The 7060-nt window shown below is 63.1% G+C and carries 6 protein-coding genes; 2 read left to right on the forward strand and 4 right to left on the reverse strand.

Annotated features, from left to right (window positions below; genetic code table 11):
• Positions 1–100: 100 nt before the first annotated feature.
• Together rimJ and OKC29_RS17275 are read right to left on the reverse strand one after the other, a co-directional pair.
• Positions 101–652: a ribosomal protein S5-alanine N-acetyltransferase gene (rimJ, locus tag OKC29_RS17270; RefSeq protein WP_029305176.1), complete on the reverse strand. Its 552-nt coding sequence runs from the start codon at positions 650–652 to the stop codon at positions 101–103.
• Complete coding sequence (locus OKC29_RS17275; protein WP_073348946.1) at positions 652–1206, reverse strand: GNAT family N-acetyltransferase; 555 nt, start codon at positions 1204–1206, stop codon at positions 652–654. The genes rimJ and OKC29_RS17275 overlap by 1 nt, the downstream gene beginning before the upstream one ends.
• Before the next feature lie 351 nt (positions 1207–1557).
• Here OKC29_RS17275 and OKC29_RS17280 point away from each other — a divergent pair, with 351 nt between their 5' ends.
• The gene (locus tag OKC29_RS17280) at positions 1558–3327 is read left to right on the forward strand and encodes a M4 family metallopeptidase (RefSeq protein WP_073348947.1); all 1770 of its coding nucleotides are present in this window, start codon (positions 1558–1560) and stop codon (positions 3325–3327) included.
• 46 nt (positions 3328–3373) lie between these two features.
• Here the strand turns inward: OKC29_RS17280 and OKC29_RS17285 are convergent, their stop codons facing one another.
• Entirely contained in the window at positions 3374–4273 is a 900-nt protein-coding gene (locus OKC29_RS17285; RefSeq protein ID WP_024946193.1) for a LysR family transcriptional regulator, read from the reverse strand.
• A 208-nt stretch (positions 4274–4481) separates the two neighbouring features.
• On the opposite strand from OKC29_RS17285, the gene mdtH reads away from it, so the two are divergent.
• Entirely contained in the window at positions 4482–5675 is a 1194-nt protein-coding gene (gene mdtH / locus OKC29_RS17290; RefSeq protein ID WP_011704798.1) for a multidrug efflux MFS transporter MdtH, read from the forward strand.
• Positions 5676–5739: 64 nt separating this feature from the next.
• Here mdtH and OKC29_RS17295 read toward each other — a convergent pair whose 3' ends face one another.
• Positions 5740–6831 carry a porin gene (locus OKC29_RS17295; RefSeq protein ID WP_270669437.1) on the reverse strand — a complete coding sequence of 364 codons (1092 nt, stop codon included), beginning with the start codon at positions 6829–6831 and terminating at the stop codon, positions 5740–5742.
• Positions 6832–7060 lie beyond the last annotated feature (229 nt).

Here is a 7060-nt window from a genome sequence, read left to right on the forward strand (position 1 = left end):
CTGCACCTCATCTGAAGAACGGGCCCGAAGGCAACTTCGGGCCCGTTTTTTTATGCCCGCTCCCCGCCTTTGGCGGGGTCTTCGCCGGCAAGAGAACCAGCTAGAGCGCGGGGTTGAGGCGCGCGGTGAGGATATGATCCTCCCAGCGGCCGTTGATCATCAGGTAGTCTTTGGCGTACCCCTCCCGCTCGAAGCCGAGCCGCTCGAGCAGGGCGCCGCTGCGCTGATTCGACGGCATGTAGCCGGCCATGATGCGGTGCAGGCCGTGTTCCCGGAACAGGTAGTCGATGCCGGCCTCGACGATCTCCTGCATCAGCCCCTGCCCCTGGTGAGTCTGGTCGATGGCGTAACCCAGATGGCAGGCCTTGAAGGCGCCCATCAGGATGTTGGTGAAGTTGCAGGTGGCGATCACCTGTTCACCATGGGGATCGAGCGCCACCAGATGCACCCCGCTGCCATTGAAAAACTGGCCATAGCTGTCGCGCAGCCGGCCGTGCCAGTGGCTCAGGGTGTAGAAGCTCTCGTCCCGGCTGGGCTCCCAGGGGGCGAGGTGGGCGCGGTTGCGCAGATAGAAATCCAGCATCAGGTCGGCCCGCTCAGGGGGCAGTATGGTGAGCTGGCAGCGGGCCGTGCACAGGTGTGGCAGCGCCATCAGTGATCCCTCTGCCTGAGCCACTCATCGCGCAGCAGGCTGTAGTGAACGTGATCCACGATGCGGTCGGCCAGCCGCTCGGCACGGCGGGTGATCCCCTCCTGCTGCATGCCGAGGCGCTCGCAGACGGCCCGGCTGGGCTCGTTGTCGGTGGCGGCGCTGATCTCCACCTTCTCCATCCCCATCTCCTCGAAGGCGTGATGGATCAGGGCCTGGCAGGCGCGGGTGATGATGCCGTTGCCCTGCCAGCGCTCGGCCAGCCAGTAGCCGATGCTGACCTTGGCCAGCGCCCGGTCGATCTGGTTGTAGCCAATGACGCCGACTACTTCCCCCTGATACTCGATGGCGGTGGTCAGCCCCTCGCCGCGGGCAAACTTCTCGATGGCGTGGCGGATGAAGGTGGTGCTGTCGGCGGGCTGCTGAATGTAGGGCGGCCAGGGCAGCCACTGGGTCAGGTAGTCGCGGTTCTCCCGACACAGGGCAAAGAGTTCGCTGGCCATGTCGGGCTGCAGGAACAGCAGCGCCAGCTCGTCGTCCAGTTGCCATGAAAACATCCGTACCTCCCCTCCAGTCAGGGCCCGAAGCGGGCCGCCAAACCGCCAATGTAGCCAATCAACCCCTTGTACGCCAAGGGTTTTCCATCTGTTCTTGCGCCCCGCCATCCCCATATGGAGGGGCGGTTGGTGGAGGCCAGCAAGCGCCTGGCCATTGTTCGGCTTTTTTTGGTGTTATTCGCCATTTTGATCTCTTCTCACGCTACCAAACAGGGGCAACAGCAGATCCTGCTATGGGTTTGTGCTGCTCTGTCACATATGACAGGCAGCAATCTTGAACGTGCCAACTAGTGTAGGAGCGCCGGGCAACGGACCCGACGTGTAATCTTCATCGACTTAAGGAAAAGACGGATGAACAAAGTCTATTTGGCCGTGGTATTGGCCTGCTGGGGAAGCGCAGCGCTGGCTGCAGAACAGGTGGATGTGCATCAGGTAGCGGGCATTCAGGGGGCGCCGAGCGGCGCTGCCGGGGTGAGCGCCCTGGCCGGGGATGGCGAGTTTCGTCAGATACGGGCGGTCAAGCTGCCCAACGGTCAGCAGCGGGTACGCTATGAGCAGACCTGGCACGGGATCCCGGTCTGGGGCCAGGTGCTGGTGGCCGAGCAGTCCCTCGGTGGGCAGATAAGCCAGGTCTCCGGCCAGATCCTGCGCCAGATCGATGCCGATGTGGCCAGCCCGACTGCAGCCCTGTCGCCGGCCGATGCTGCCAGCAAGGCGCGGGCCGGGGCCAAGGGCAGCAACGAGCGGGTCAAGCTGTTCGTGATGCAGGATGACGCGGGGCAGGCCCGCCTGGTCTATCTGGTCTCCTGGCTGGCGGCGAGCGATGAGCCGAGCCGCCCCTTCGTGGTGATCGATGCCCAGAACGGCAGCGAACTCAAGCGCTGGGAAGGGATCAACCACAAGGACGCCACCGGCCCGGGTGGCAACGTCAAGACCGGCAAGTATTTCTACGGCGCCGACTTCGGCCCGCTGCTGGTGGACGACAACTGCCGGATGACCAGCCCGAACGTGGACACCCTCAACATGAATCACGCCACCACGGGCGGCGCCATTCATCAGTTCACCTGTCCGGAGAACACGGTCAAGGAGATCAACGGCGCCTACTCGCCGCTCAACGACGCCCACTACTTCGGCAACGTGGTGTTCGACATGTACCGCAACTGGTACAACACGGCGCCGCTGACCTTCAAGCTGAAGATGCGGGTGCACTACAGCCGCAACTATGAGAATGCCTTCTGGGACGGCAGCCAGATGACCTTCGGTGACGGCGCCACCACCTTCTACCCGTTGGTGAGCCTGGACGTGGCGGCCCACGAGGTGAGCCACGGCTTCACCGAGCAGAACTCCGGGCTGGTCTACTCCGGTCAGTCGGGCGGCATCAACGAGGCCTTCTCCGACATGGCGGGGGAAGCGGCCGAGAACTTCATGAAGGGCAGCAACGACTGGCTGGTGGGCGCCCAGATCTTCAAGGGCAACGGCTCGCTGCGCTACTTTGAGGATCCGACCCGGGACGGCAGCTCCATCGGTCATGCCAGCGACTACTACGATGGCATCGACGTGCACCACAGCTCAGGTGTCTACAACCGCGCCTTCTACCTGCTGGCCAACACCAGCGGCTGGAATACCCGCAAGGCCTTTGAAGTGTTCGTGCTGGCCAACCGCCTCTACTGGGGCGCCAACACCACCTTCGATCAGGGCGCCTGCGGCGTGACCAAGGCCGCTACCGACCTGGGCTACAGCGTGACCGACGTGGCGGCGGCCTTTACCACAGTGGGGGTCAATGCCTCCTGTGGCGGCACCACGCCGCAGCCGGGCAGCGTGCTGCAAAACGGGGTGCCGGTGAGCGGTCTCTCCGCCGCCAAGGGTGGCAAGCTTAACTTCACCATCGACGTACCGGCCGGCAAGAGCCAGCTGGTGATCGCCAGCAGCGGCGGTACCGGCGATGCGGATCTCTATGTGAAGTTCGGCAGCGTGCCGACCAGCAGCAGCTATGACTGCCGCCCCTACAAGAGCGGCAATGCCGAGACCTGCACCCTGAACTCGCCCAAGGCGGGGACCTGGAACGTGCAGCTGAGCGCCTTCAGCGCCTTCTCTGGGGTGACCCTCAAGGCCAGTTACTGAGCAACTTTAAATAGAGAGGGAGCGCCGGACTTGTCCGGCGCTTTTTTTATGCGGATTTGCCCGCCCAGCGCCGGGCCAGGGTACGGGCGGCCTCCAGCACCCGCTCCTTGGCGGGATTGGGCCGTTTGCCGCTGCGCCAGGCCATCATCACGTCCCAGTGATCCGGCGGCAGATCCACCACGTCCAGCTGCACCAGCCGGCCGAACTCCAGATCCCGGGCGATGGCGAGCGCCGGCATCAGGGTGATGAAGCCGTGCTCCAGCGCCAGCTCCCGGGCCGCGCTGGCGGGCTGGATGGCGTGCAGCGGGCTCGCCACCTGGCGCAGCAGTCGCAACTGCAGGATCAGCTCGTCGCAGCCGGTGCCCCACTGCTGGGGGGCCAGCCGCTCGTTGGCGATGTCCTGCAGGGTCAGGCCCTGCCGCCCGGCCAGCGGATGGGTGGCACAGGCCACGGCTATGATGGGGGAGCGATAGAGCAGCTCGAGCTGGATGCCGGCGATGGCCGGACACTTGAGGATGAAGCCGACGTCGGTCTCGCCGGTCAGCAGCTCCTGCATGATGATGCCGGAGTGATCCGTGTTGCAGCGGATCTCGAAGGTCTCGTCGACCAGTGCCAGCAGCAGGGGGCCGAACACCACGGTCGTCAGGGAGGGCAGGCAGGCCAGCCGGATGCGCGGCAGCGCCGGCGCTCCCTGCATTGCCAGGCGACCCCCTTCCAGCGCACTCAGTGCCGCACTCGCGGCAGGCAGGAACTGCTCGCAGGCCGGGGTGGGGGTGGCGCCGCGCCGATGGCGACGAAACAGGGGCTGGCCCAGATCCTGTTCCAGCACGGCGATCCGCTGGCTCACCATGGGTTGTGACCAGCCGCGCACGGCGGCCGCCTTGCTGAAGCTGCCGCGATTGACCACATCCAGCAGCAATTGCAGATCGTCGAGGGTCATAGCCATAACATAATCCAATATAAAATATAGCCAGTTGTCGGCTACCACTATATCTGGCGTCCTTCCAGAATAGCAGTATCAATCGTTGTGCTTTGGCATATTGCCATATCGGTTCAGGGGCTCGTTGCACCTTGAGCCCGTTTGGTGACGGCGTCATTCGGGCGATGAGACGAATTAATCGGAATGTCATCAGAAAAGCAGGGGACGGGTAGTCATGGTGGAGCGGGCGAGGCGGTTGGGGCGGTGGTTTTTGGCGTTGGATTCCCTGTTGGTGATCCTGGGATTCTTCGTGGTGATGCCCATGATCAGCCTGCGCTTCGTGGATCAGCTCGGTTGGGCGGCCGGGGTGGTCGGGCTGGCGCTGGGATTGCGCCAGCTGACCCAGCAGGGACTGGGCATTCTGGGTGGCTCGCTGGCGGACAAGTTCGGCGCACGGCCGCTCATCGTGGGCGGCATGCTGCTGCGGGCGGCGGGGTTTGCCAGCCTGGCCTATGCCCAGAGCGGGCTGGAGCTGATCCTCTCCTGCGTCATCTCGGGGCTGGGAGGCTGTCTGTTCGATCCACCCCGCGCCGCACTGGTGATCAAATTCACCCGGCCCCGTCAGCGGGGGCGCTACATCTCCTTGTTGATGATGCTGGAGAGCGCCGGCGCCGTGGTGGGGGCCCTGCTCGGCAGCTGGCTGCTCAACTTCGACTTCGAGTATGTCTGCCTGCTGGGGGCCGGCCTGTTTGTCTGCGCCGCGCTGTGCAACCTGCTGATCCTGCCTGCCTACAAGCTCTCGGTGCGGCCGACCCCGATCCGCGCCGGTCTCGGTCAGGTGCTGGCGGACAAGGCGTTCTGTCGGCTGGTGCTGATCCTGAGCGGCTACTATGCGCTCTGGGTCCAGGTGATGCTGATCTTCCCCATCCTGGTCAAGCAGATGGCGGGCACCACCACGGCGGTGGGCTGGATGTATACCCTGGAGACCGCCATCTCGCTGGCGCTGCTCTATCCGCTGGCGCGCTATGGCGAGCGCCACTTCAAGCTGGAGAGCCGCTTGATGGCCGGGGTGCTGCTGATGACCACCGGCATCGGGCTGGTGGCCTTTGCCAACACCCTGCCTGCGGTATTCATGCTGCTGGCCTGCTTCTATCTGGGGATCGTCATCGCCGAACCGGCGCGGGAGACGCTGATGACCAAGCTCGCACAACCGGGGGCGCGCGGCAGCTACATGGGCTTTAGCCGGCTGGGGCTGGCGCTGGGGGGCATGACGGGTTACGTGGGGGGCGGCGCGCTGCATGACTACGCCATGCTGCAGGGTCAGCCCTGGTTACCCTGGCTGGTGCTGGGCACGGTCGGGGTGACGACCTTGCTGCTGCTGGTGAACTGCTTTCACCGTGAGCCGAGTCTGGCGCGGGTCAATATCTGACGGGCAATAAAAAACCAGCCGCTGGGCGGCCGGTAAAAAATACAGTAGGCAATTCAGGGAAGACTTAGAAGTTGTACTGCAGGGCCACGGCGACCACGTCGTCGGTGTTCTTGCCCAGCGAGTTGGTGTGGGTACCGTTGACGTTGTCCAGCAGGTTGATCTTGTAATCAACGTAGGCGTTGAAGTTGTCGGTGAAGTTGTACCAGGCACCGATGGAAACGTACTCGGTGGCGGTGTCATCGATGCCGCGAGCGTTGTCCTTCACGTCGGTACGCAGGTAGGCCAGGGACGGCTTGAACTTGCCGAAGGCGTACTGGGCGACGGCTTCGTAGCCATCCATCTTCTCGGCGTAGCCGTTGAAGGTGCTGACGTACATGTGGTCTTCACCGTGGGAGTAGGTGGCAGCCAGGTAGAGGTCGCCGACGGCGTACTTGGCACCGACACCGTACAGCTTGGCGTCGCGGTCACCACCGAAGGCGGCGTTGGCAGCCTGCTCGTCGGTCTTGCCAGCCTGGTTGTAGGCGGTACCCAGGCTCAGGCCCATGTCGAAGTCATAGTTGGCGGACACGGCGAAGCCTTCAGCGGAACCCTTCGGATTCCAGGTGCCGTTGGTGGCAGTCAGGTTGGAGCGATCGGTGTTCTGCGGATCGTTGTTGCCGGTGAACTGGGCACCCAGGGTCAGGCCCTGATAGATATAGATGTACTGGGCCAGGCCGTTGGTACGACCGGTACCGAACACTTCGGTGTCCTTGCCCAGACCGTCATCACCCCACTCTGGCAGCACGTCGGTGTAGTTGTTCACGGCTTTGGTGAACAGACCATCTTGACGGCCGTAGCTGAAGGCGCCGAAGCGATCGTGCTTGATGCCAGCGTAGGCATAACGCAGCTCGTCGTTGTCGGAGCCGGAGACCGGCAGGTTGTATTCAGCGAAGCCGAACGCGGTCAGCTCGTTGTCGATCTTGGTTTCGCCGGCAACGTGTAGACGCAGGTAGCTCTGGTCACCTTCAGAACCGTTGTCATCAGTGCCGTAGTACATGCCTTGAGCGCGACCACCGATGTCGAGTTTGGTGTCGTTCTGGTTGTAGACGGTAGCGGCTTGCGCACCACCGGCCAGCAGCACGCTGGAGATGGCCATGGTCAATGCTGTCTTTTTCATTGTTCGTTCCTCTGGTGTAAACACTGTCGGACCTGTGCTCGGCCCTGTTGATCGGTTTCTGTTCCGATGCCCCAGAGTAGATCTGCGAACCTTGATAGAAACTGAAGCGCACAAGGATTAATTAATGGTTTGACCTGAAAAGCAGGCATAAAAAAGGCTATGTCCCAATTACGTGTTGCATGGGGTGCCCCAGCGCCTCATGCAAGCAACGTGAGATATTCACTTCCCT

The organism is Aeromonas sp. QDB34, assembly GCF_027705405.1.
Lineage (GTDB): Bacteria > Pseudomonadota > Gammaproteobacteria > Enterobacterales > Aeromonadaceae > Aeromonas > Aeromonas hydrophila.

Bases quoted from the DNA above. Each gene is read 5' to 3' on its own strand.
- OKC29_RS17285 (WP_024946193.1), bottom strand. From the start codon at position 4,273: ATGGCTATGACCCTCGACGATCTGCAATTGCTGCTGGATGTGGTCAAT.
- OKC29_RS17275 (WP_073348946.1), bottom strand. From the start codon at position 1,206: ATGTTTTCATGGCAACTGGACGACGAGCTGGCGCTGCTGTTCCTGCAG.
- OKC29_RS17280 (WP_073348947.1), top strand. From the start codon at position 1,558: ATGAACAAAGTCTATTTGGCCGTGGTATTGGCCTGCTGGGGAAGCGCA.
- mdtH (WP_011704798.1), top strand. From the start codon at position 4,482: ATGGTGGAGCGGGCGAGGCGGTTGGGGCGGTGGTTTTTGGCGTTGGAT.
- rimJ (WP_029305176.1), bottom strand. From the start codon at position 652: ATGGCGCTGCCACACCTGTGCACGGCCCGCTGCCAGCTCACCATACTG.
- OKC29_RS17295 (WP_270669437.1), bottom strand. From the start codon at position 6,831: ATGAAAAAGACAGCATTGACCATGGCCATCTCCAGCGTGCTGCTGGCC.